Annotated in this window: 20 protein-coding genes and 3 pseudogenes; 16 read left to right on the top strand and 7 right to left on the bottom strand. The window is 41.9% G+C overall.

Annotation, left to right across the window (positions count from 1 at the left end; translation table 11 throughout):
• Positions 1 to 31 precede the first annotated feature (31 nt).
• From LA20533_RS02130 to LA20533_RS02110, 5 genes are all read right to left on the bottom strand, one after another.
• Positions 32 to 1021: an ABC transporter substrate-binding protein gene (locus tag LA20533_RS02130; RefSeq protein ID WP_371857347.1), complete on the bottom strand. Its 990-nt coding sequence runs from the start codon at positions 1019 to 1021 to the stop codon at positions 32 to 34.
• Between the two features lie 430 nt (positions 1022 to 1451).
• Positions 1452 to 2396 carry a magnesium transporter CorA family protein gene (locus LA20533_RS02125; protein ID WP_054745433.1) on the bottom strand — a complete coding sequence of 315 codons (945 nt, stop codon included), beginning with the start codon at positions 2394 to 2396 and terminating at the stop codon, positions 1452 to 1454.
• 91 nt (positions 2397 to 2487) lie between these two features.
• The gene (locus LA20533_RS02120; RefSeq protein WP_056946560.1) at positions 2488 to 3333 is read right to left on the bottom strand and encodes a helix-turn-helix domain-containing protein; all 846 of its coding nucleotides are present in this window, start codon (positions 3331 to 3333) and stop codon (positions 2488 to 2490) included.
• A gap of 177 nt (positions 3334 to 3510) precedes the next feature.
• Positions 3511 to 3972, bottom strand: a complete 462-nt coding sequence (locus tag LA20533_RS08525; RefSeq protein WP_141322561.1) for a hypothetical protein — start codon at positions 3970 to 3972, stop codon at positions 3511 to 3513.
• Positions 3915 to 4484, bottom strand: a complete 570-nt coding sequence (locus tag LA20533_RS02110; protein ID WP_156849153.1) for a hypothetical protein — start codon at positions 4482 to 4484, stop codon at positions 3915 to 3917. Before LA20533_RS02110 ends, LA20533_RS08525 begins: the two co-directional genes overlap by 58 nt.
• 1286 nt (positions 4485 to 5770) lie before the next feature.
• Between LA20533_RS02110 and LA20533_RS02105 the strand changes: the two genes are divergently transcribed.
• The 4 genes from LA20533_RS02105 (at position 5771) to LA20533_RS08520 (ending at position 7481) form a co-directional block, all read left to right on the top strand.
• Positions 5771 to 6034, top strand: a complete 264-nt coding sequence (locus LA20533_RS02105; RefSeq protein ID WP_054745438.1) for a hypothetical protein — start codon at positions 5771 to 5773, stop codon at positions 6032 to 6034.
• 81 nt (positions 6035 to 6115) lie between these two features.
• Complete coding sequence (locus LA20533_RS02100) at positions 6116 to 7003, top strand: cation diffusion facilitator family transporter (RefSeq protein ID WP_056946554.1); 888 nt, start codon at positions 6116 to 6118, stop codon at positions 7001 to 7003.
• Between the two features lie 12 nt (positions 7004 to 7015).
• Entirely contained in the window at positions 7016 to 7264 is a 249-nt protein-coding gene (locus LA20533_RS02095) for a hypothetical protein (protein ID WP_054745440.1), read from the top strand.
• Positions 7265 to 7313: 49 nt separating this feature from the next.
• Positions 7314 to 7481, top strand: coding sequence for a hypothetical protein (locus LA20533_RS08520; protein WP_156408174.1), 168 nt, complete (start codon positions 7314 to 7316; stop codon positions 7479 to 7481).
• A 72-nt stretch (positions 7482 to 7553) separates the two neighbouring features.
• On the opposite strand, the gene spxB is transcribed toward LA20533_RS08520, so the two are convergent.
• Entirely contained in the window at positions 7554 to 9290 is a 1737-nt protein-coding gene (gene spxB / locus LA20533_RS02090) for a pyruvate oxidase (RefSeq protein ID WP_054745442.1), read from the bottom strand.
• A 183-nt stretch (positions 9291 to 9473) separates the two neighbouring features.
• Here spxB and LA20533_RS02085 point away from each other — a divergent pair, with 183 nt between their 5' ends.
• The 10 genes and pseudogenes from LA20533_RS02085 (at position 9474) to LA20533_RS02050 (ending at position 18685) form a co-directional block, all read left to right on the top strand.
• A complete protein-coding gene (locus tag LA20533_RS02085; protein WP_054745444.1) occupies positions 9474 to 11183 on the top strand; it encodes a M3 family oligoendopeptidase in 1710 nt (569 codons plus the stop codon).
• Positions 11184 to 11298: 115 nt separating this feature from the next.
• A complete protein-coding gene (locus tag LA20533_RS02080; protein WP_056946552.1) occupies positions 11299 to 12234 on the top strand; it encodes an AAA family ATPase in 936 nt (311 codons plus the stop codon).
• A gap of 27 nt (positions 12235 to 12261) precedes the next feature.
• A complete protein-coding gene (locus tag LA20533_RS02075; RefSeq protein ID WP_056946549.1) occupies positions 12262 to 12966 on the top strand; it encodes an ABC transporter ATP-binding protein in 705 nt (234 codons plus the stop codon).
• 2 nt (positions 12967 to 12968) lie between these two features.
• Positions 12969 to 15551: an ABC transporter permease gene (locus LA20533_RS02070; protein ID WP_054745446.1), complete on the top strand. Its 2583-nt coding sequence runs from the start codon at positions 12969 to 12971 to the stop codon at positions 15549 to 15551.
• Between the two features lie 38 nt (positions 15552 to 15589).
• Positions 15590 to 15826 (top strand): annotated as a pseudogene (locus LA20533_RS02065) (replication initiation protein); the annotation flags it as partial.
• The gene (locus LA20533_RS02060) at positions 15819 to 16397 is read left to right on the top strand and encodes a DUF536 domain-containing protein (protein ID WP_056946547.1); all 579 of its coding nucleotides are present in this window, start codon (positions 15819 to 15821) and stop codon (positions 16395 to 16397) included. The pseudogene LA20533_RS02065 and the gene LA20533_RS02060, both read left to right, overlap by 8 nt.
• 125 nt (positions 16398 to 16522) lie before the next feature.
• Positions 16523 to 17797, top strand: a complete 1275-nt coding sequence (locus tag LA20533_RS02055; RefSeq protein WP_056946545.1) for a polysaccharide deacetylase family protein — start codon at positions 16523 to 16525, stop codon at positions 17795 to 17797.
• Positions 17798 to 17806: 9 nt separating this feature from the next.
• A pseudogene (locus LA20533_RS08990) lies at positions 17807 to 17937 on the top strand (restriction endonuclease subunit S); the annotation flags it as partial.
• Positions 17938 to 18051: 114 nt separating this feature from the next.
• Positions 18052 to 18162, top strand: a pseudogene (locus LA20533_RS08515) (glycosyl hydrolase, family 25 (GH25)); the annotation flags it as partial.
• A gap of 19 nt (positions 18163 to 18181) precedes the next feature.
• Positions 18182 to 18685 (top strand): hypothetical protein, encoded by a 504-nt coding sequence (locus tag LA20533_RS02050; RefSeq protein ID WP_056946543.1) that lies wholly within the window; start codon positions 18182 to 18184, stop codon positions 18683 to 18685.
• An 80-nt stretch (positions 18686 to 18765) separates the two neighbouring features.
• Here the strand turns inward: LA20533_RS02050 and LA20533_RS02045 are convergent, their stop codons facing one another.
• Positions 18766 to 20007 carry an ISL3 family transposase gene (locus LA20533_RS02045; protein ID WP_054745449.1) on the bottom strand — a complete coding sequence of 414 codons (1242 nt, stop codon included), beginning with the start codon at positions 20005 to 20007 and terminating at the stop codon, positions 18766 to 18768.
• Positions 20008 to 20270: 263 nt separating this feature from the next.
• On the opposite strand from LA20533_RS02045, the gene LA20533_RS02040 reads away from it, so the two are divergent.
• Complete coding sequence (locus LA20533_RS02040) at positions 20271 to 20528, top strand: hypothetical protein (protein WP_056946541.1); 258 nt, start codon at positions 20271 to 20273, stop codon at positions 20526 to 20528.
• Positions 20529 to 20626: 98 nt separating this feature from the next.
• Entirely contained in the window at positions 20627 to 21085 is a 459-nt protein-coding gene (locus tag LA20533_RS02035; protein ID WP_056946539.1) for a hypothetical protein, read from the top strand.
• Positions 21086 to 21323 lie beyond the last annotated feature (238 nt).

Raw genomic sequence — 21323 nt, 5'->3', positions numbered from 1 at the left:
TTTATTGTGCCAATTTTCAGCTGATGCGGATCTATTCTAATTGATCGTCTGAAATACCCAGCGCCTGCATCATCTTTTCATTTTTAATAATTGTGATGTCTTTTGGCTGTTCGACTGGGAGATCAGAAACCTGCTGGCCCTTGATGATTTTGATGGCTAACTTAGCCGTTTGGCGGCCAAGTTTCTCATAATCTAGTCCCTCGTTAGCAACACCACCATCCCGCACCATGGTACTTGCACCAGGAATAACTGGGACCTTAGTCTTTCTTGAAATCTTACCCACTGTCACCATCGCGGCGGCCATCGTGTTGTCAGTTGGTAGGTAGATGGCGTCGACTTTCTTTGCCATCGAGCGTGTTGCCTGATCCACGTCGTTTGTCGTCGCCACGGTCAATTTCTTCACCTTAATTCCCAGCTGTTTCAGTTCCTTCTCAGCCTCTTTGACCTGCGTAAGCGAGTTTGATTCTGCAGCATTGTAGATAATCCCGACTGTTTGCGCTTTTGGCAGCAGATGGTGGAGAAATTTAATTTGCAGTTTCATGGAAACATTGTCCGTCACACCAGTGGCGTTCGTATCCGGCTGTTTGAGATTAGTGGTGAGGCCGGCTTCCTTTGGATCGGTGATAGCGGTGAAGACCATGGGCGTGTCTGGGTCCACTTTCTGGAGGGCCTGGGCCGCTGGTGTTGCAAGTGCCAAGTTGACGACGTTTTGGTCCTTCTTTAGTTTCTCACTCATTGTCCGTAGGTTACTCTGATCACCCTGGGCGTTCACATAATCAATCTTAATCTTCTTACCCTTGTAACCTGCTGCTGCGAGTTCTGCTTCAAAGCCTTTCCGCGCATCTGTTAAGGCCGTTTGGTCGATGAGTTGAAGAATGCCAATCTTGATTGGTTCGTTATCCTTAGCTGCCGTTTTCTTGCCACAACCAACGAAGCTAATTGCCAGTGCAGCCGTGAGAATTAGTCCGAGCATTAACTTGTTACTCTGCCGTGTTACTTTCTTGTCCCGCTTATTTATCATATTGTTTCCTCCAAAAATTTTTTAAGTGCGATTTCACTTTGACTGGTAGGTGATTTAGCAAACTAAAAAGGCCAGCCTGTGGACTTAAATTCCAAGTGGCTGGCCAATAATTTCTCGAGAAAATAAAAACCACATGGGATTTATGAGTCCATGTGGCGTAAATGCAACGTTAATAGTTCGCCTTCATGGATGCAATAGCGCGGTTGCGCGATTTGCACCCGATGATGCAAATCGCTATCCAAAGAAGTCGAAAAAGAAATTGGTATTTAATTGTAATTGAGCAGTACACAAATCTTGCATGTTCAATACTCCTAAATTTATTATCCCTTAACCATTTGCTGCCTTAATTCATTAAGTGGATGTTTCTAATATAGATGTTTCTAATATATTATTTTATAATTAAAATGTCAACAGGATTTTCCTAAATCGTTCATTTAGAATAATCCTTCTTGTACAGGTGTAACGCCATTAATGCGCCTAGGATAATCGAGATTGCTAAAATAATGAGAAAGCCATAACTACTTTTCTTAAACAGGAGGCCACCCGCATTCATGCCCCAGATGGTCCCAATCAGCGCGGGAACGGATAGCACTATCGAGAGTGAATCGAGGTATTTCATCAAATGATTGAGATTGTTGTTCATCATATCTGTGAATAAACCGCTGATATTCTCCATCAGACTAGTATAGACATCAACCATCTTCTTTGCCTGCCGATCACGGAGCTGAATGTCGTAAATCAGGCCTGCGTTATCGAGTTCTGCCACGAAATCGGTCTCTTCAAATAGTTCTTTCAGCGTGGAATGCTGGTTATTGAGTGTCTCCTGGAGGTATGTCATGTTGCGTTCAGCATCGATCATGCGAAAAAGCTCCTCATTCTTTGCGGTCGTCTTAGCGGAATTCTCCAGATCGTCAATAATCTTCTTACGTTCCTGTAGGTCCTTTAGAAAGTGGGTCGAAATCTGAAAGATACTCCACGCAACAAACTCGGTGTAATTCGTGATTTGGGGACCGAATTTCTCTAGGAGTCGTTCGAAGAAATCGGAGTTCTCACAGATATGTAGGATTAATAATTCGTCGGACTTGATAAATGAGAGGGGCTGTAGCCGTTCTTCAATCGAATGTTCCATGTTGGCGGACAAATCCATGAGGACGAGAGAAGTTGGGTTATTTAGCTTCGTTCCTTCGAGGTGCTCCAACCGTGTCACTTCTTCAGGCAGATTGGAACCCAGGAAGAGGTCGTTTGGGAGGTCATATTTTTCGATTAATTGATCCGTGTATTTCGGGTCGTGCTCCTCTTCTAAAAGGATTATGTTATGATCTTGCCCTTGTGCTTCTTTGAGTCCATTCTGGTCAACCTTGAAATATTTCAGCATTCAAAAAAACCTCCAGTGCATTTTATCTAATTCAAGCATGACAAAATGAGAAACTGAAGGCAATGATAACGTGTTAATAGAATCATGCAACTCAATTCTTGTTGAGTGCTGCAATTTTCTGGAGTAGAGTAGTGTTGTTGTTTAGGCGGGCAAATGCGCGAGCATCGCTGATATATTCCTGAATCAGATGCTGTGGCTGCTTAGTCGCAATGGCGTTTTGTGCCAGCTGGTAGATGATCCGTGCAAGATAATATGTGATGTGGTTGTCCGAACACGTATGGTACGCGTAGTTGAGGAGCGAGTTACTCGTATCGTAGTCCTGCTTTTGTGCATAGAAGACACCGCCGTTCAAGAGAATGCTGAGGATCTGAATTGCTGAGTGTGAATCATCAATATGCTTATGCATCACGCTGTCAAAGACGATGTTGAAATAATGCTCTGCCTTTTCGACGTCGTTCTTCTTCTCGTATATTTGACCACAGCCAGATAATGCGAGAAGGTAGTAAATGCTTGTATCGTCTATTTCTGGATCAGTTAAAATGGTGTTGAAGTAGAATAGGCTAGCCACTAGATCATGCTCGTCATATAGCGCCACACTACCCTTCAGATAATTGTAATGCCATTTTTCAGAAGCAGTGAGCTTCTCAGGTACGATTTGGCTGAGAATATTTCGAATTGCATCATAATCATAGGTAATGAGATTGAAATCAGCCTTGTCAAACAGTGCATCAACAGCGGTGACGGTGGCGTCCACCATTAAGTCGCTTAATGAGATGTTCATGCGGTCGCAGAGTTGCGTGATAATTCTAATTGATGGAATGCGGCCGAGGTTTTCGAACTTACTGAGGGTGGCCTGTGTACATATGCCCTGAGATAATTCCGTTTGTGATAGACCGAGTTTTTTACGAATACTAACAAATTTCTTAATATTAATCATCTTGAATACCATTCCTTATGACTACAGTATACTTGAAAAAAATTATTCATGCATTTCATTTAGAATATTATTCTATTTGTTTTCCGGAATATTCTAGTGAAGAAAAAAACGACACTGATATGTAATTAATCAGCATCGTCATTTCTAGTTTTTATGGGCTCATCTCTAGGATTGATACTATCTGGAACCAAAGTTCACCACACCCGAGAGGCTAGCAAAGTATAGCCCAAGTTGGGATGATTCAGTACCACCACCAGGTAAGGCTACTCCTGAACTGCCTCCTCCGCCAAGGTAGGCAATCATTGGTTCTGGTTTATCCGGTTTCTGATGCTTCTTGTCGGAGTTAGCAGGTATGGCAACTGCAGCTTGGGTTTTTGGTAGCTGAATTTTAACGATGGAGCTGGGACCGACCTGACTATTTCGACTGGATTCCTTAGACGGTACGTCTGGTGCCATCCTATCCGCCGATGTCGGTGTGGTTTGCGCAACATAATTTGGAGTACTTGTTGGACTGGAAACCAGATCCCGTTCTAGTACAGGTGTTGGTTGCGGATCAACGAGTGCTACTTTTGTTGGTGTTGTTACAGTTGCTGGATTATCTGGCTGAGTAATTGGCACTGCTGGAATCGTTGGTGCCACTGTCTCTGGTGGGTTCTCCGGAATAACCAATTCGGGTGGTTCAGCTGGCTCAGTCGGATCCACCGGTTTATCACCAGGGTTCTCGGATTCGCCAGGATTGCCATTACCGGTTTCTCCGTCTCATTATTTGCTTGCTTGTTGATGGTTACCCGAATGTTCTCAGGTGGTAGCTCGAGCAACGCACCATCTACTAGTTGATAATTCGAGGAAAAGCTGACCCAGAAGCCACCGAGTGAGCGTGTTTCTGTAACGTTGTTGACGAAATATTTCACGTATGGCAACGTCGGGAGCTCTACAGTAGGTAGTTTGGTCAAACGTAAGCCATTGATTCGACCAGAGTAGGGAATATACCTAGTTTGTTTGGTGGCTAAGTCACGTTCCTGTAAGCAGGCAATCTTGTAAGTGTCGAAGTTTTCGTTAATCTCTTGGTCCTGTGAGTCATAGAATTCGTAACTAAGGTTAGTGAGATAGTCTAACCAATCATTATCCATGTGGACAGTTTGGTGAACCACGGGGATGTAGACCACCTTCTGCTCGTTTCCCCACATAGGTAAAAATATGAGAGTAGAGCAACTTGTCTGCTAACACATAACCGTCTGGCACAACAGGGTCAAAGGAGACGAACCCAGTCGCAGCTGAGAGCGTCTTAGCCTGAGTATCAAGAAAGGCCTGCGTTTCCGGTGTCTTATGCGTATCCTTCTAAGGTAATTTTATTCTCTAAAGCGAGTCTTCGTAACGGCTTGGTCGTAGAAAAATTCGTATTTCAATACGGTAAATAAGGGTGATTTGTTGATGTACTTGAGACCTAGCTCTTGTAGTAATAACGTACTCAGCTTAAAGCCCTGAATGATTCCTTTTTGCGTTAAATCGATGTGTGTGTCTGTGGAGTGGCCAAGACTGATGAAGTCGGCATTCAGTTCGTTTAGCGATTGCTCGAGTTTATAGGGTGATCAATCTAGTTGACTGAATAAATGGTTCTGACTGACGGTCATACCTGGGTGATGAATAATTGTGCGAATAATTTGATATTTGAGGTGATCATCTTTCTCAAATAATAATGAATACTGCATGTCATCACCTTTCCTATAATAAATGTTGGTAGCATCCTATCTGCTTACTTATATTTTACATGATTAGGCAGTTAATGATAAAAAATTCATTATTATAGGATAATTAATGTTCAATCTATTGGGGTTCCGGATTTTTCGGAAAAATAAAAAAAGTAGGTACCCCAAAATCGATGACAAAAGGGTCAGAATAGAGTTTAATAATACTTGTAAAGATGCTCAGCCACATAATCTTTGCAACTAAGTTTGAACTTCTACCTTCTAGAGGAGTGTAGAATTCCATTTTTCTTATTTTATCTGTATAAATCAATTTGCTTCACAAGGGACCTTTAGCTAAAGCTGTTTTCCCAGCGAAGACGAACGTATCTTTCTCATTTGTATAATACTATTTATTATAGTTGCTCCTGCTGAAGGGAAGTAAATTGATCCGAAAAATCACGAGTTGATAACGCTTATTAGATTTTTGCTATGACGAGAGTGTGCGGTATTCCTGCAGTATATTTTGTTACATAACAAAAATAATTCTGATAATAACTTGTAGTGTTAAATCCGACGAAGAAGCAATTGCTCAAAACCGTGAATAATAAGGGATTTTCATCATTTCCGGTCCGACTATAAGTATAAATGTGTATCAATAAATAACAATGTAGTTTATTACATTTTATTGACAGGGCTTTTGATTTATCTAAACCATAAGTATAATATGTGTTAAATAGAAAGGGGTGTTGTTTATGTCAGAACTTAAAGTCGGAGAATTAGTTATTTGTCAACCAAACGGAGTGATGGAGAAGGAGTTTACTGGCCGTGTCCAGAAAATCTATGAGAACTCAGCCTTTGTCACCATCCTGGAATATGATAATTGTGATGATGAACACGCATATGATCTGGTTTATCGTACTGTGATTGCGAAGAAGAAAATGCAACGAGCAATTGATAAGTTCCGTCAAGCACACCGTTGTCCAGAAATTGATATTGAAGCTAGGGTAATTAGCTAGCTTCTTTTTTTCGTCCAGTTTGCTATACTGAGGTCGTAAGTAAAAAATAACGGCTGATAAAATAGCTAAGAAGGGGCGAACATGCACGATCGATTATCTAAAAAATTTCTCTGGGTTACTGTCTTTAATGTGGTAATCACGTTGGCCGAATTTATTGGTGGCGTTGTCTCTGGTTCCCTCGCACTTTTGTCAGATGCGGTCCATAATCTAGGAGATGTGGGGGCAATCCTACTGAGCTTCGTGTCCCACAGAATTTCTCAAAAGCACAAGAATAGCAAGAAGACGTTCGGTTATAAACGGGCGGAGATTCTTGCTGCCTTTACTAATGCAATCATCTTGCTCGTCATTTCCGGCTTCTTGATTGTCGAAGCTTTAAGAAGGTTCAGCGAGCCGGTGGAGATTGGTGGCAATGTGATGTTGGTAGTGTCCATCGTTGGACTACTAGGCAACTTTATTTCCATGGTCGTGATGCATGCCGACAGCAAACGCAATCTAAATGTTAAATCGACTTTTTTGCATATGTTATCAGATGCCGTTTCCTCAGTGGGGGTCATTGTTGCTGCAATCTTCATCAAGTTCTGGCATATTACATGGCTCGATCCTGCCATTACGATTCTGGTTGCGCTCATTGTATTACGTGAGGCAGTCAGAATAGTAGTTGAGAGTATTAACATATTGATGGAGTCTAATCCGGATATTGCGCTTGAAGCGGTTAAGGAGACGGTGTTAGCGGTTCCGGAAATCAAAAATATCCATCATGTGCACATTTGGCGCTTCAGTGGTGAGCAAATTATGATGGATGCGCATATCAATGTCGATTCTGCCATGACAGTTAGTGAGCTAGAAACAATCTATGACAAAGTTGCCGAGCAATTGTATAATAAGTTTACAATCAATCACGTCACATTGCAGGCTGAATGTCGGCGTGGTGCAGATGAACAGATGATAGAGATTGGTAAGAATGATTAGGAGGTAGCAGCAATGGCATTTGATTTCGATAAAATCAAAAATAAGATTACTGAGAGTGTAGAAGATGTGAAGAAGAGCGACACTTTCAAGAAGGTATCTGAAACGACGAAGGACGTCGCAGGGAAGGTGAAAGAAAAGGCCGAGAACATCGACACAGACAAGATTAAGGATAAATCACAAGATATCTACGAAGATACCAAGCGGACTATCAGGCGTGCTGGTGATGAGATTAGTGATCGTATTGATAAATTAAAACGCTAAACTATTATTGGATGAACTGATTTTCATCCTTTTTTTTGAGGGTAAAATAATGGATACATATATATTTGGCATTCTCTTCGTCGTTCTAATGAGCGTGGTCGACTTTTTCATGGCAATTAAGGCATTTAGAGACAACAGAACCCGCCACGGTGTATTGATGATGTTACTGGCTTTCGCATTCATGATTGGCGCAATTGTGTTGATTGTAATCAGGTAGGGCAAAATAAAACTCGAGTCCAATTTAAATGGATTCGAGTTTTTTTAATGTTGCCATGTTTGACAGGATTAATTATGCATTGAAGTCTTTGAGGTACTTAGAGAATGGTACTAAATCAGCGCTATCGTAAATCTCATTGAAGGCTTTGATTTCTTCTGCACTGAAGTTATCAGGATCTAGTTGGAGCTGTTCCACTGGCAGTGGGCGCTCATCTGCAATCTTAACATCAATTACGATCGGAATCTTTGTGTCCTTCGCAAATTTAAATGCCTCGTGTAGCTCGTCAACGTTGTGGACCGTGAAGCCCTTAGCACCAAGCGCAGTTCCAACTGCACCCCAGTCAGCGCCAGCGATATCTACACCATAATGGCTTTGTTTCGTGTCATCTTGTTCTGCCTTGATGAAGCCAAATGATTCGTTAGAAAGAATCACGTTGGTAATTGGTAAGTTGTACTTCACCTGGGTGATGATATCTTGTGCAACCATTGCGAAGCCGCCATCACCGGAGATTGAGAAGACTTGACGGTCGGGGTAACTGAGTTGGCCACCAATTGCTGCTGGCATTGCGTAGCCCATAGTTGCAAACCAACCGGAAGTAGTGAAGCTTTGTTTTGGATTCATGTCAAGGAAGCGGAGACCATCGATTGTTACATTACCGACGTCAACGGTAAAGATAGCGTCGTCTTTTGCAATCCGGTTAATCTCCTTAAAGATTGGCTCAACTCGTAGTGGGGTTATCGTGCTCTCGCCCATCTTCTTAACCCAAGCTTTCCAATTCTTATTATTCTCGATATTTGCTTTATACCAAGCAGATTCAGGCTGTTGCTCGCCTAACTCGATTAAACGCTGGAGCGACTTCTTAGCGTCTGCCATGATTGCCAAGTCCGTATGGTGTCTCTTACCAAACTTCGATGAATCAATATCAATCTGAATGAATTTGGCAGCTGGGTTGAAGAAGTACTGTGCAAATGGGAAGTCTGAACCAACGAAGAAGATCAGGTCCGTTTGGGGCAGCGCCTCAACAGCTGGTTTCGTAGCTACCCGGCCTGCGCTAGCCAGATAGGCAATATTTGAATCCGGTACGATGCCCTTTGCTGGTGCAGTTGATGTAATTGGTAGTGAATACATCTGCGCAAATTCTTGTACTTCAGTCGATGCGCGTTTTGCTCCTTGGCCAATATAAATTAAAGGCCGTTTTGCTGCCTTAATCATGTCCAGTACTTTATGGAGATCATCATCTTTTGGTGCTGGATAATTAACAGTGTAGTTTGCGGCGGTAGATTTAAACGTATCATCAATATCAACCCAGCCCATGCTGACAGGAATAACAACAACTGCAGGTCCCTTTTGCTCGTAGGCATGCTTGATGGCTTGGTCTACAACGTGTGGCAGTGATTCTGGCGTCATCACCGTTCTGTTGTAAACAGCGACATCACCAAACATTGGGACTTCGTCCATTTCTTGGAACCCATCGGTATTCATTGCCTGGGCGCCAACTTGGCCGACTAACGCTAACATTGGTACGTGATCCATCTTAGCGTCGTATAGACCCTGTAATAGGTGGGTTGCACCTGGTCCAGCAGTACCGATTGCCACACCGATTTGACCGGAGATCTTAGCATCACCGACAGCTGCTAATGCACCTACCTCCTCATGTCTCACTTGGATAAACTTGATTTTGTCTTGTTCTGAATGCAGTGCGTCCATGATGCTGTTGAATGAACCGCCAGGAATACCATAGACATGGTCGACACCCCAGTCCTCAAGGACCTTGACCATTGAAATACCTGATTTAATCTTCTCTGTCATCGTTATGACCTCCATCATTGAATATTCAAAAATTTTACTTACAACATTACTATACTTACAAAAAGTTAGTAATTCAAATATTTTGTCTACGTTTTCACGAAAAAGTTTTATTTAATAATCCACCGCTTACGCGTGGTATTTTTAGAGTATAATGAGAACAATTAATAAGCGAGGAGTAGATTGATGACTAAATTAAGCGAAGTGGAATACGTACGCCCCGACCTAGAATTGTTGAAAGAGCAGGTGACAGCTGAACTCACCAACTTCCAGAACGCCGGTGGATTTGCCAGCGCGAAACTAGCCGTGGAGAAGATTAATGGCTATTTTAGCGATGTGATTTCTTATCAGGAGCTAGCCAGCTTCCGTTATACAATCGACACACGTGACGAGTTCTACAGTCAGGAAAATGATTTCTGGAACACAAATTTTCCCCACGTTGAGGACTTACAGACTGCTTTTGCGAGAGCGGTTCTGGCGTCACCCTTTCGGGATGACCTGGTTGCCGACGGAACAATCCTAGAGCCCTTTGTGCTGATGGCGCAGAATAAAGTTAAAACGTTCAAACAAGAATTGATTCCGGACTACCAAAAAGAGAGTATGTTGAATACGGAATACAATAAGTTAATTGCTAGCGCCGAGATTGAATTTCAGGGAGAGTTGCTGAATTTATCACAACTTGGTAAATACTCGGTCGACACGGATCAAGAAGTCAGGCAGGCTGCGGCTCAGGCCCGGACCGCCTGGTTCGTTGAGCACGAGACCGACTTTGATCGCATCTACGACGAGCTCGTTAAGCTCCGGACTAAGATTGCCCACGAATCTGGCTTTGCTAACTTTGCCGAGATGAGTTTTGCTAACCGTGACCGGTTTGGCTATGACCAAGAGATGATCAATGACTATCGTGCGGCGATCAAGCAATACGTCACACCAGCAGTGACGAGGTTCTACCAGCGTCAGGCCAAGCGGTTTGGTAAGGATAGGCTGGACTACTTTGATCTCGGACTGGAGTTTCCAACGGGAAATGCCACTCCGAAGGGCACGCCGGCGGAGCTGGTGGCAAAAGCCAACCAGATGTATCATGAAATGTCGCCTGAAACTGGTCGTTTCTTTGACTTCATGGTGAACAATGAGACGATGGACCTTGTAACCAAAAAGGGCAAGGAAGGCGGTGGCTACTGCGAATTTATTCCGAAGTGGCACGCGCCAATTATTTTTGCCAACTTTAACGGCACGATGGGTGACGTCGATGTGCTTACGCACGAGGCGGGACACGCATTCCAAACATATATGGCGCAATGGATCAAGATGCCTGACATGCAGTTCCCAACGACTGAAGCTGCAGAGTTCTTTAGCATGAGCATGGAATTCATGGCCTATCCTTGGATGAAGCTCTTCTTCGAGGAGCAAACACCGAAATACAAGTTCAGTCATCTCGCAGGTACGATGACGTTCCTACCATACGGTGTTTTGGTTGATCACTTCCAATATGAGGTCTACACTCATCCGGAAATGACACTGGAAGAGAGGAAGTCTACTTGGCGCAAACTGGAGCAGGAATACCAGCCTTACAAGGATTATTCTGCCGATCCTGACCTTGAGCGGGGTACTTGGTGGTATCGCCAGGGCCATATTTTCGATGTGCCTTTCTACTACATCGATTATACGATTGCCCAGGTTGTGGCCCAACAGTTCTGGAAACGGCGCGAGGTTGAGCACGATGAGGCCGCTTGGAGTGATTACCTAGCAATGGCCAAGGCAGGTGGCTCAAAGACGATGATGGAATTGCTGCAGATTGGCCACTTGGCATCACCATTTGAGGGAGATACACTAAAGGAAATCACCGCGGATATTGAGGCCCAACTTAATTCAGTGTCAGAAGATGAACTGAAATAGTAGAGTTCATTAGTTACTTTGAGTAATAAAAGTAAGAGACGATAGTTATCGTTTCTTTTTTTTGCCCGTTTTTATGCTAAAATTTAGACATAACTAGAAGATTGAGGAAGAAACAGTGCGAAAATTATTTTTATTACGGGGAGCGCCTGGTTCTGGAAAATCGTCCTTCATTTCACGGCACCATTTGCAGCCGTATACTATCTCACAAGATGAAATCAGATTACTCTTTCGGAACTTAACCTACAGTTTCGATGAGCCTAGCCAGCAGTTACACCACATCATCACCCAGGAAGCAAACGCCGAAACAAGGGAACTCGTTGACCGTTTGGTAGAGGGGAAGATGGCTCGTGGTGAAACTGTCATTGTCGATGGCACGCATGTGGCGCCCGGATCAATTGAGCGGTATCAGCCACTGGCCGATAAGTATCACTACGAGCTTTTTGTGGTTGATTTAATGGAGCACAATACGCTTGAGGGACTATTATCCAGAAACGAGGTACGGGTGCAATACCACTGGGTAAAGCCCGATGTCATTAAGAAGATGTATGATTGGTACGAGGAGAGTCCAACAGTTCCGGAGGGTGTAATCTCGATTACACCAAATGCCATGGATAGTGCGCTGGCTCAACGTGAGCGCAATCTGTTTAAGTACAACAACGTCTATGCCATCCCGGATCAGGTTACAGCAACGAACTTTCCTGGGGTGCATATCAGTAACTTCTATTTCTCGTTTAATGACGATTTCTCACGGAAGTTCGGGTCATACCGTAATGTGATTAACTTGGCCAAGACGGATGCAGAATTAATTGCTGAATATAAGCTACCATTCTTTGTTTTTAAGTTTCACAACAAACATTTCTTGATTTCTGCTAAACCGCTCAGAAATGAGCTGATTGGCCCAATCAAAAAAGAGAAGGGTGTCTGGACGTACAGTACAGGGTTAGTCAACATCCTGGATTTTATGAAAGATTTTCCGCCAAACGAGAAGCAGAACGTGCATCAATTTAACCTGTCCAATATGCGCCGCGATCAAGTTCTGAAGATTTGGTAGGACCAATTCTCATAGCGAAGGAGCAAGATGACAAAATATATTGATGTAAGACATGTGAATAAGATTTACCAAATGGGCGAAACCCAGATAATTGCTAATAAGGATATCAACTTTACGATTGACCAAGGAGAGTTAACGGTGATTCTTGGTCCAAGCGGTGCTGGCAAGTCGACGATTCTCAACATTCTTGGCGGGATGGATTCACCCACGAACGGGGAGATTTATGTCGATGGAACTAATATTGCCGAAATGAACGACCGTTTGCTGACGGCGTATCGCCGGACAGATGTCGGCTTCGTATTTCAATTCTATAACCTGATTCCAAATCTCACGACATTAGAAAATGTGGAGCTGGCCTCCGCGGTCACTAGTGATGCACTCGATGTCACCACTGTTTTACAAGAGGTGGGCCTCGGCAAAAGATTGGATAACTTCCCGGCGCAATTATCGGGTGGTGAGCAACAGCGTGTGGCCATTGCGCGCGCTTTGGCAAAGAATCCGAAGCTGGTACTAGCAGATGAACCGACTGGCGCACTAGATTATGAGACTGGTAAGCAGGTTTTGAAGCTCCTGCAGGATGTGAGTCGCAAGCAGCAAAAAACAGTGATCATTATCACCCACAACTCGGCCATCGCGCCAATGGCCGATAAGGTCATCTACATTAACGACGCACAGGTAAGAAAGATTGAATTAAACGAGCACCCAGTCCCAGTAGAAGAGATTGAGTGGTAATTATGCAGAGTAAACTACAAACTAAATTGCTGTTGAGAAAGATTGCAGCTAGTCGGGGACGCTTCATTGCCATAGTTTTGATTATTCTGCTCGGCGTACTTCTGTTCGTCGGTATCAAGTCTGCCGGACCCGACTTGTACAAGAATGCACGGATCTATCTGAATACCCAACACGCGAGTGACGTTCAGTTGGTGTCCACTGCTGGTTTGACGACAAAAGATGAAGAGCTTGCCCAGCGGGTTCAGGGTGCTGTAGTCGAAGCTGAGAAGATTGTCACGACCGTTGATACGGACAGTAAGCACCTGCTGCAATTCTATTCATACTCTGCCGAGCGACAACTGAATCTGCCGCGCCTGACGAAGGGGCGGCTACCGCGGTCGGCCAACGAAGTTGTGGTTGATGATCTGGCTCGCGAAGAAAAGGAGTATCGCATTGGTGAGAACGTTAAGGTTCAAACCGATTTATTAAAGGAGCAATCATACAAAATTGTGGGGTTTGTAACTTCACCGCAGTTCGTGAACAAGCACTCTAGGCCGAGCTCTAGTCAGGGAACAGTCGACTATTTTGTCTATCTCAGACAGAACAATTTCACCCAAAGAGAGCCTAGTCAGATTAGTTTTCGCTTTAACCGCCTGGCAGCATTGAATCCATTTAAGGATGACTATCAAACCCAGGTGGCACAGGAAACTAAAAAGATTAAGCAGGTATTCTCCGGTAGGGCAGAAGCACGGCAGGATAGTCTCTTAAAGAAGATTGCCGCGCAGCTTAAGCAAATTGAACAGTCACAAAAACAGCTAACTGCCGCAAAGGCACAGATTACTGCAGCTAGTGGCGGCCGCCAGTCTACCACACCAGAGTTGACGGCACAACAACAGCAACTGGATCGGGCGTTTAGTCAGTTGAACGCTAATAAACAATCGTTGACGGATCATCCCGTTAAGTATCAGCTGAATGAGCGCACGGCTCTATCCGGTTATTCAGCCTACGGCGACTTGTCGGAACAGATTTCGGTCATCGCAGATGTCTTCCCCTTGTTCTTCTTTTTAATTGCCATTCTGATTACTTTTACCACAATGACCAGAATGGTTGAGGAGGAGCGGACCCAGATTGGTACGCTAAAGGCGCTCGGCTACCACAGGAGGGAGATTGAACGAAACTACGTGTTCTATGCGCTCATCGCTGCCGTTATTGGTATTGTTCTGGGGAGTGTGATTGGCATTACTACGCTGCCGAAAATCGTGACTAGAATGATGGCCAACATGTTCGTCTTTAAAGAGACAACAGTCACATTTGAATGGTTAACTATCTTGCTAGCGGTGCTTTTGGCCTTATTTGCCACGCTTGGCGCAGTCCTGCTAGTGACTTATCGAGAGCTCCGAGAGAAACCAGCTAACCTAATGCTCGCTAAGACGCCAAAGGTTGGTAAACGAATTCTACTGGAACGAATTAAACCACTTTGGAGCAGACTAAGTTTCAACCGTAAGGTTAGTTATCGGAATCTGTTTCGGTTCAAATCGCGGATGTGGATGGGAATCGTCGGGATTGCCGGTGGTGCAGGTCTCATATTGACCGGCTTTGGTATCAGAGACTCGATTGCGGAGACTAGCGTGAGACAGTTCGACCAGGTAATCTCCTACCGGGCGATTTCGGCTATCACCGAAAACACCGATCAGGATAAGCTAGCAAGTATTCTAGCTAAGGAGACTAAACACGAAAGCCATTTACCCGTGCACAGCGAATCGGTGACCATCAAGAACAAGAAGCAGACCATTGAGTCTGTCAATGTGATGGTCCCTACAGCAAAAGCGGATTTTGACAGATACTTGAAGGTTAACGCCAAGCTGACAAATGAAGGCGTGCTTTTGTCGCGAAAAGCCGCAAGTTTATTGCATGTTAAACGGGGTGATACGTTCAACGTAGTGAACGGTGACAACCAGACAGTACGAGTCAAGGTGGCCGCGGTGGCGGAGAATTACCTGGGCCACTTTATGTACATGACGCCATCTTATTATGAGCGGGTCATGAAGAGTAAACCAGCGGTAAATTCCTGGCTGTTGAAATACGATCAGCTCTCAGCAAATCAGGAAGATAATTTGGGTCATAAGCTGCTCGAAGATGCGCAGGTCGTGAACGTCAGCTTCGTCCGTGAGCAAAAGAAGGTACTTGACGATCAGATTGCTAACTTAGGTCCAATTGTCGCGGTATTCATCCTACTCTCCGGTCTATTAACATTCGTCGTGTTGTACAACTTGACCAACATTAACATTTCGGAGCGTATTCGTGAGTTATCCACAATCAAGGTGTTGGGCTTCTTTGACCGCGAGGTGACGATGTATATTGTGCGTGAGAATATTGTCCTAACCATCTTTGGTATCATATTAGGTGTCGCCTTTGGTAATGGCTTGTTGTGGTTCATACTACGACAAGCGATGACCGACGAAGTGATCTTCCCGTTAACAATTGGCGTGGTAGGCTATGTCACTTCGATTCTGTTAACCATCGTGTTCACTATCATCGTGATGCTCGTGACCCACAGGAAACTAAAGGGCATCGATATGATTGATGCTCTGAAATCAAATGAATAGCTAAAAAAATAGTTACGGAATTTTGAGGTATACCTCACTTCTCACAAGGTCAATTTCAAGATGAACGTCAAAAACTCTTTAACATTCAGCATAATGGTGAATTAACAGAGCAGGAAAAATGGCGCGCCATTGACAAGGTTAAGGGGTTAACTTTAGGCTCTACTGAGAAACAAGCATTGGCTGATAAACAGGCCGAGCACGATAAAAAAATAAGAGATCAAGCAAGACCAGAAGCACTTGCTGAACTCCGAAAGGGGTTTGGAAATCATGCCTAAAACTATTAGGGAACTTGCTGACGAATTGAAGGTCTCTAAACAAACTATTCAATACCACTACCAAAGACTACCAACAAAGAACCGACAAAAAGATAGTCAAGGTACAAACATGATCAGCCTTACAGCTGAAAGGATTGTTAGGGACAAGGTAGCAAAGCCTTTGGTAGCAAATACCCAACAAACAGGTAGCAAAAAAGTGACAAAGACTAGCAAAGAAAATAATGAGCTAATTGCCACTCTAAGAAGAGAAATAGAAGATTTAAAGTCTCAACGTGACAAACAGCTTGCGACCAAAGACCGACAAATAGATCATCTAACAAAATTGGTGGATCAGCAGCAACAATTACAATTAGCAACATTAGCAGATAACCGTCGATTAAAAGATCATGTACAAAAGCTAAGTGGGCAACTAACTCAAAAAACTAACGACAACTTGTCGACCGGAAATGATCTTTTTAACATCCAAGATAAAAAAAGCAAAATAGCTAAACAGAAGATTGTTAAATCTGGTAGTAATAAAGATGGCATACACACAAATAGAGCTATTAAACGTTGGTGGAAATTCTGGTAAAAGTTAATGTAAGCCTTAAGGTTTCAACTAAAGCAATTTACGAATAATTTTATTTTTGAGGTAATAAGATATAGAATGGCACTAACTTGTCGTTTAATATTCATAAAAATTATGGGGGAGTAGCTGTGATAAAAACCAAGATAACTAGTCTTGTCGTCATTGGGTTGATTTTGGGGGCAGGCTTATGGTTATATGGCAATATTGATGATGATGTTATGACTACAAAAAATGATAGTCAAACAACTAAGACAGTAAAGCAGGTAAAAACTGATAGTCAAACAACTAAGGCAGTAAAGCAGGCAAAATCATTAAGTCAACAGTACCAATATAAAGAAGCAAAATCAGTGTTATCGGGGCACAAAGGAACAACAGTTGATCATCTAAAAAAGAGTATTAATAAGCAACAGTCAAAGTTGGTCACGTGGGATGATCCGACAAAAATTTCACATCTTTTTTATCATTCACTAATTGTTGATCCTGGTAAAGCTTTCTCATCTGAGCAGGCACAGGGATACAAAGATTATATGGCGACCATCGACGAATTTATGCCGATGCTGAATCAGTTATATGATAATGGCTATGTATTAATTAACTTTAAAGATATCATTTCGATTGATAAACAAGGGAAGGTGACTTTCAAACCAGTCAAATTACCTGAAGGCAAGAAGCCTTTAATTATATCACAGGATGATGTTAACTATTATGAGTATATGAAGAATTCTGGATTTGCAGATAAATTAGTCGTCAATAAGCAAGGTGATGTTAAAAATCAATATACCAATAATGGTCAGAAGAAAATTGGTGATTATGACATGGTACCGATTATTGATACCTTCATCAAAAAGCATCCAGATTTCTCATACGGTGGCTCAAAGGGTGTGATTGCTGAAACGGGTTATAATGGGGTGCTAGGTTATCGTTCATCAAAGAGTCAATATGGTGATACAAAAAAGACACATCGCGAAGCTAAGAAAGCGACAAAGGTTGCTAACGCTATGAAAAAGGAAGGTTGGCAGTTTGCATCGCATTCCTGGGGTCATATAAATATGACTACGGCCAGTGTTGATCATATCAAAAAGGACACTGCACTTTGGCAAAAGGAAGTACAACCAATTGTTGGTAAAACACCAGTATTGATTTTCCCATTTGGAGCAGATATTGGCTCATTTACAAATTATACAAATGATAATGCAAAGTACACTTATCTTAAGAGTAGCGGTTTCAGTATTTTCGATAATGTTGATGCGTCAAAGACATCATGGGGTCAATTAACAAATGATTATTATCGTAATGCGCGGATAAATGTCGATGGTATTCGTTTACATGAAACAATGATTGGTGAGAACACGGTTCTAAATGACTTCTTTAATACAAAAGATTTTTATCATCGTGATAAATAATGAAGAGTGCGAGACAAAAGTCGTCAACAAAAAATTGGGTTATTTTTCAAACAGTTAGACAACACTATCACTCTTCATCAGCGTAAGTTAGATTTGTTGAAAGAACAAAAAAAGGCTTTTTACAAAATATGTTTGTGTAGGGTCTATATTTATAGAATGGCACTAACTTGTCGTTTAATATTCATAAAAATTATGGGGGAGTAGCTGTGATAAAAACCAAGATAACTAGTCTTGTCGTCATTGGGTTGATTTTGGCGGCAGGAGCTGTTGTATTAATAGCAACAATTATTATGGCTCCAGAAGTAGCGGCTACGCTTGTTGGAACGACTGCTAAACTATTACCAGCGACATTCATTGCTGCTTAGCTTTTAAGGAGGCGATTAATTGGGGTTGTTACAATTAATGCTTGGTGTGCTTGGATTCACAGTGTTATTAAGTTCTCTTTTTTTGACAATATTGGTACGGCGACAAGCTTCGCATCAAAAGCGTAGTGAAGCCTATATAGAAGTAGCTAAATATCTGGGTGAAAATCCAACTTTATTTAAGAAGGTGAACCAATTAGTCAAATTGGAAAGCACAACAAAGATTTTATCATTGGTGTTTTTCTTAGGTGGCTGGATAGTCTATTCAATAAACGATTTTCTGATAATTTCTTTGGACGATAGTGTCCGTGTAATGATTTTGTGGACATCAATTGTCTTGTTTGTTATCTTAACCATTGTGCAGATGATGCTAGAATTTCGGCACAAAAAATTGTTGGTTTTTCCTCTGTCTAATATTTCTCCAGTAGAGAATACTGCAGGAGAGAAACGCTGGATTCTCAGCAAGATGCTGTTAATGATTGGGACGGCGATATTGACAACATGGCTACAGCTTGTGGCTCAATGATTACTAACTGATAAACTTTCAAAAATTGATCCGTTAGATTGTACCCTAACGGATCGCCCTCAAACATCTTGAGATGAGGCCTAAAATCTGATCCTCACAAAGAAGTTATGGAGATTGCAGAACCCATAGCAGTTATGTTTAAGCTTTTTGATCTTTACAATCAATCCTTCAAGAGGACCATTGGAATATGGCAATTCGCAGCTGTTGACTAGATATTTGTAGTTGTTCTTAAAAGTGGTTATAGCAGTATCCATTGAGCTCCCATTGTTTTTATATTCTTGCAATGTTTGCTTAAGCAATTCAGGGTCCTTAGATTTTATTGAACGTAGAACGTTCTGGTAAGTCTGGTATACATCTTTGAATACTGGATCGGCATCAAGACCAATGTCTACAAGATTCTGTTGAGTCATATACTCGTTGATACCAAAGATATATCTAATGTTGGCTTGATCCAATTCATCATCAAATAAGTGGAACATCCGCCATTGGCTTTTAAGAGCTTTGTATTCACGAGACTTTTTGTCACTGAGACTATTCAGTACAGACAAACGTGCTTTATCCAGCGCTCTTCCGACCAGTTGAACGATATGGAATCTATCAACGATTATCTTTGCGTTTGGGAATAATCTTCTTATGACACCTTGATAATTGGCATTCAGGTCTATCGAGACTGATTCGACTTGTTGTCTCTCAGATAATGAATACTCTCTTTTAAAGTGTTCGATTATCTTCATCGAAAGACGATTGGGCAAAAGGGTGATCATTTGGTGAGAGTCTGCATCGCAAGCTATAAAAGAAAACAAATGATTGGCAGACCTGAACTCATCGATGCAGATATTCTTTGGTAGTAAACGTGCTCTTTTAGGTAATTGAAGTCTGCCATATATCTTTCTGGCGACTGTGCTAGCAGATATCCCCAGCATCATAGCGATGGATTTGAAGGTAAAGGATTGTTTTGCCAAAAGTATGATCAGTTGATCTATTTGACGAGACATTGATTGATTCTTTTCTACCAGGTTAGTGTGTGCTCCACAAGTCGTTTTACATGATCTACACAAATAGCGCTGCTTCCAGAGTTTCAAATGATATTCGGAACCGTTGAGGCTGCCTAAGCGGACATTGGTTTCTCTAGCTCCGTTCTTGATTAAGCAATCGAACCCGCAATTAGGACATTTCTTCAAGCGATACGATAATCTTCCTTCGATGACCTTGATATGGAGCTTTTGACTGCCACGGAATATCACTTTGTCATTTGAATTTAAGATGTCGATATTTGTGTCTGTTATATTTAGAAGATTTAAGATAGAATTTAATTGGGGCATCACAGTATCTCCTTTGTACGATTTGGTTTGGTTGCTTAAATCATAACATTGGACTGTGAGGTCCTTTTTGTATGCCCAAAAGAAGACAATAAAAAACTGGCATTGGCTTTCACCAATACCAGAAAGTTTAGACCCTTACAACAACCAGCAATATTAGTGCTGGTGAACATGTCCTCACTTTACGACTTGAATCTTCAATTAAACACAAAGGGTCAGATAATACCACCTATGACCTGGGGTATGCCGTAACTCTAAAAATTCATATGCATAAATATACTGGTTCCTCTGTCCCAGTTGGTGTTACAGCCACAGATGTTAAAAAATATAATAACAATCTAGATAATTTAGTCAACGCAACTAAGAATGCAGCAAACTTTGCAATAAGTCTTGAAAAGTATAAATCTTCGCTCTTGTCGTCTGCGTTAGAGGCAATTCCTAAAGTTCCTGAACCAGAGACATCATTTGCTTTTGCACTTAGTGCTACTATTTTATTAGTGGGCGTATTAGCAATAACTGTATAAAAATAAAAAGCAAGGTTTCTATAGAAACCTTGCTTTTTATTGATCTTATGGGAAAATTATAAAAAGATATCTACTCAAATAATGAAAGAAGATTTTACATGGTTACTTTTATTTATTTATTACTCTTAGTGACACTATTTTTTCTATTTCTTTATATTTACAGCACAAAGAAGATAAGAAGACGTGAAGCATTTGTTATTGAACATGGTAACTTACCAATCTTATACGGAAAACACTATCATACTTTTAAAAGAATAGATAAACTTCGTAATGTATTTGGAGCAATAGCATTGATTAGTCTTACAATTGGTGTATATGCTACAATTATGGACCATAATTTATCAATGCTTGGACTTACAGACTCTATTGGTTTTTTTGCGATATCCCTTACTTTTTTTGTGGAACTTTTAAAGACCAAACTGCTCAAAAAAAAGCAAATTAAATACGATTCTGATTTAAAAGTTTCAAACAAGGATAAAAAAAATCGACTTATATCAATTTATGGGACTTGTTTTTGTTGTTTTCTTTTAGCCATCTTCCTTATTTTTATACTTTAGTCTAAACTATCGAGGGTCCATAACTATCAAATAGACCCAATAGTAGTAATTAATCTAAAGCATGATATAATAATCTTAGAGATATGTTGTCGAGTGCATGGCACATGACAAACACAAAAGCCTTCAGCAAGGCCCTAAGTTGCTGAAGGCTTTTTGCGTAGTTAGAGTCGTTCGATTACACTAATATCAATGTTTACGGTTGTTTAGCCACCACGTAAACCACACGATAATAAGTGCA

This window comes from Amylolactobacillus amylophilus DSM 20533 = JCM 1125 (genome assembly GCF_001936335.1).
Classification (GTDB): Bacteria; Bacillota; Bacilli; order Lactobacillales; family Lactobacillaceae; genus Amylolactobacillus; species Amylolactobacillus amylophilus.
The sequence above is the reverse complement of the archived record's forward strand: the minus strand, read 5'-3'. Positions and strand labels throughout refer to the sequence as shown.

Excerpts from the sequence above, each read along its gene's own strand:
- LA20533_RS08520 (WP_156408174.1), top strand. The coding sequence starts at position 7,314 with ATGGATACATATATATTTGGCATTCTCTTCGTCGTTCTAATGAGCGTG.
- LA20533_RS02120 (WP_056946560.1), bottom strand. The coding sequence starts at position 3,333 with ATGATTAATATTAAGAAATTTGTTAGTATTCGTAAAAAACTCGGTCTA.
- LA20533_RS02085 (WP_054745444.1), top strand. The coding sequence starts at position 9,474 with ATGACTAAATTAAGCGAAGTGGAATACGTACGCCCCGACCTAGAATTG.
- LA20533_RS02095 (WP_054745440.1), top strand. The coding sequence starts at position 7,016 with ATGGCATTTGATTTCGATAAAATCAAAAATAAGATTACTGAGAGTGTA.
- LA20533_RS02045 (WP_054745449.1), bottom strand. The coding sequence starts at position 20,007 with ATGCCCCAATTAAATTCTATCTTAAATCTTCTAAATATAACAGACACA.
- LA20533_RS02060 (WP_056946547.1), top strand. The coding sequence starts at position 15,819 with ATGCCTAAAACTATTAGGGAACTTGCTGACGAATTGAAGGTCTCTAAA.
- LA20533_RS02100 (WP_056946554.1), top strand. The coding sequence starts at position 6,116 with ATGCACGATCGATTATCTAAAAAATTTCTCTGGGTTACTGTCTTTAAT.
- LA20533_RS02105 (WP_054745438.1), top strand. The coding sequence starts at position 5,771 with ATGTCAGAACTTAAAGTCGGAGAATTAGTTATTTGTCAACCAAACGGA.
- LA20533_RS02035 (WP_056946539.1), top strand. The coding sequence starts at position 20,627 with ATGGTTACTTTTATTTATTTATTACTCTTAGTGACACTATTTTTTCTA.
- LA20533_RS02130 (WP_371857347.1), bottom strand. The coding sequence starts at position 1,021 with ATGATAAATAAGCGGGACAAGAAAGTAACACGGCAGAGTAACAAGTTA.
- LA20533_RS02075 (WP_056946549.1), top strand. The coding sequence starts at position 12,262 with ATGACAAAATATATTGATGTAAGACATGTGAATAAGATTTACCAAATG.
- LA20533_RS02040 (WP_056946541.1), top strand. The coding sequence starts at position 20,271 with ATGCATAAATATACTGGTTCCTCTGTCCCAGTTGGTGTTACAGCCACA.
- LA20533_RS02125 (WP_054745433.1), bottom strand. The coding sequence starts at position 2,396 with ATGCTGAAATATTTCAAGGTTGACCAGAATGGACTCAAAGAAGCACAA.
- spxB (WP_054745442.1), bottom strand. The coding sequence starts at position 9,290 with ATGACAGAGAAGATTAAATCAGGTATTTCAATGGTCAAGGTCCTTGAG.
- LA20533_RS02070 (WP_054745446.1), top strand. The coding sequence starts at position 12,969 with ATGCAGAGTAAACTACAAACTAAATTGCTGTTGAGAAAGATTGCAGCT.